The organism is Nonomuraea sp. NPDC051941 (genome assembly GCF_044593615.1).
This window is the reverse complement of the sequence record NZ_JBIUCF010000145.1, coordinates 1-1,665: the sequence shown is the minus strand read 5'-3', so window position 1 is coordinate 1,665 and position 1,665 is coordinate 1. Positions and strand designations below refer to the sequence as shown.

Below are 1,665 nucleotides of genomic sequence, written 5' to 3'. Positions count from 1 at the left end.
AGCTTGTCGTTTAACCTGCCTGCTCGCGGTGCTCGGTGAGTGATGCCGCGCGTTTAGCAGTCTTTCCCACCTCGTGATGACGGGCGAGGACGCGGTTCCTTGATCCCTTGGGGCGTCCGGGACCGGCGCTCGTGGGTTTGGGTGCACTGGCGGGCTGGGGCAGGCTCGTGCGGAGGTGGCGAAACCCCCGGCGGACACGAGCGGGGGTGAGCCGCTCGGGCGGCAGCGGCCTCTCCCACGGGCGGCGCAGGTCTTCGGCGAGGGGGCGAGCGAGACGAAGCTGGGTGTAGGCGACAATGATCAGCCACGTCCAGCGGTCGGCGGCATAGGGGTCGCGGATCTTCGGGACGGTCCAGCCCAGGGTCTGCTTCCACATTCTGAACGTGTGCTCCAGGTCGAATCTGCGGAGGAAGGCCTGCCAGAGCCGGTCCAGATGGGCGGCGGTGATGCCGATGGCCGAGGTCCACAGCCACACCGGCTTGGGATCGCGTTCGCCGGGCAGGTGCTCGACCCGTAGATGGATGAGGGTGCCCTCGATGACCGGGAGCTCGCCGACATGATCGATCCAAGCGCTGCGGCGGCCCAGCCGAGGGTGCAGCCGGTCCCAGCAGGAGGCGACCGCCGTGCCGTACCGGCTGGTGGCGGTGCTCGTGACGTGCTGCGGCTCGCCCCAACTGGTCTCGTCCTTCATCCGGAAGTCGCCCCCGTGTTTGGGCGGACGTCCGCCACCGGGGCTGGCCAGCAGAAACTCCTCCCGCGACGGGGCGGGACGCAGCAGCACCCGATCCGAGCGCAACCGGCCCAGTACCTCCACTGGCAGGCCGTCCAGGAGGAAGGCCAGCCGGGGCACGTCGTACCCGGCGTCGACCACCAGCAGGATGGCTGGGTCGCCCTGACGCCACTGCCCGGCCTGGATCAGGCGGGCGACCAGATCGCGCAGCTGGATGGCGGTGACGGCGGCCTCATCATCGTCGGGACCCAGCCGCGCCGCGTCGAGCACCGCGGTCCAGGAGGTCCGGCCCGTTTCCAGTGCGGCGATCACCGAGTATGGCCAGCCGGGGATCATCTGATGGTCGTCCTTGCGGCGGCCGTAGGTGTGGCAGAACAGCCGTTCGGGGCTGGTCAGCGCGTCGGGCCGCAGCCATGCCGTGATGTCGGCGGCTAGGACGATCCGCCCGCCCGCGGCGCGCGGGAGCGGCACCGTGGCCAGGGCTCTGCGGAGCCGGCCGATCTCGATCCGGCCGTGGTTGATCGCGTCATACAGGGCGCCGTGTCCTCGCCGGTGTTCAGGCGTCAGTGCCAGTCCGACCAGGGTGCGTACCGGCCCGTCGGCGCATAACACCGCCTCGGCCAGCTCGAACAGCTCATCCGCGCGCGCCGTCAGGCAGCCGTAGATCTCCTGGCGGAACTCCGACAACTCCGCTATCGCTTCGGCCCGCTCACTCTCCTGGCCCGATTCCGGGACAGCCGCCGCTGCGGATGCCAGCATGGATGACACAGCCACCGCCTCCTCTTCTTTGGGTTGACACCTTGAAGGTGGAGACGGTGGCTGGTCTGGGTCACGGCGACACGCCGTATTGCAGAGGACACAATCCGCTATGTCGGATCAATCACCTCTGTTGCCGATCGCGGCAAATGTGCAGCTCAAAGGTTAAACCTCAAGCT

1 protein-coding gene is annotated in these 1,665 nt (G+C 68.6%); it reads right to left on the bottom strand.

All coding sequences use genetic code 11. The annotated features are described in order from the left end of the window. Positions 1 to 10: 10 nt before the first annotated feature. Positions 11 to 1,489, bottom strand: a complete 1,479-nt coding sequence (locus ACIHFD_RS67865) for an NF041680 family putative transposase (RefSeq protein ID WP_397375969.1) — start codon at positions 1,487 to 1,489, stop codon at positions 11 to 13. Between the last annotated feature and the right edge of the window lie 176 nt (positions 1,490 to 1,665).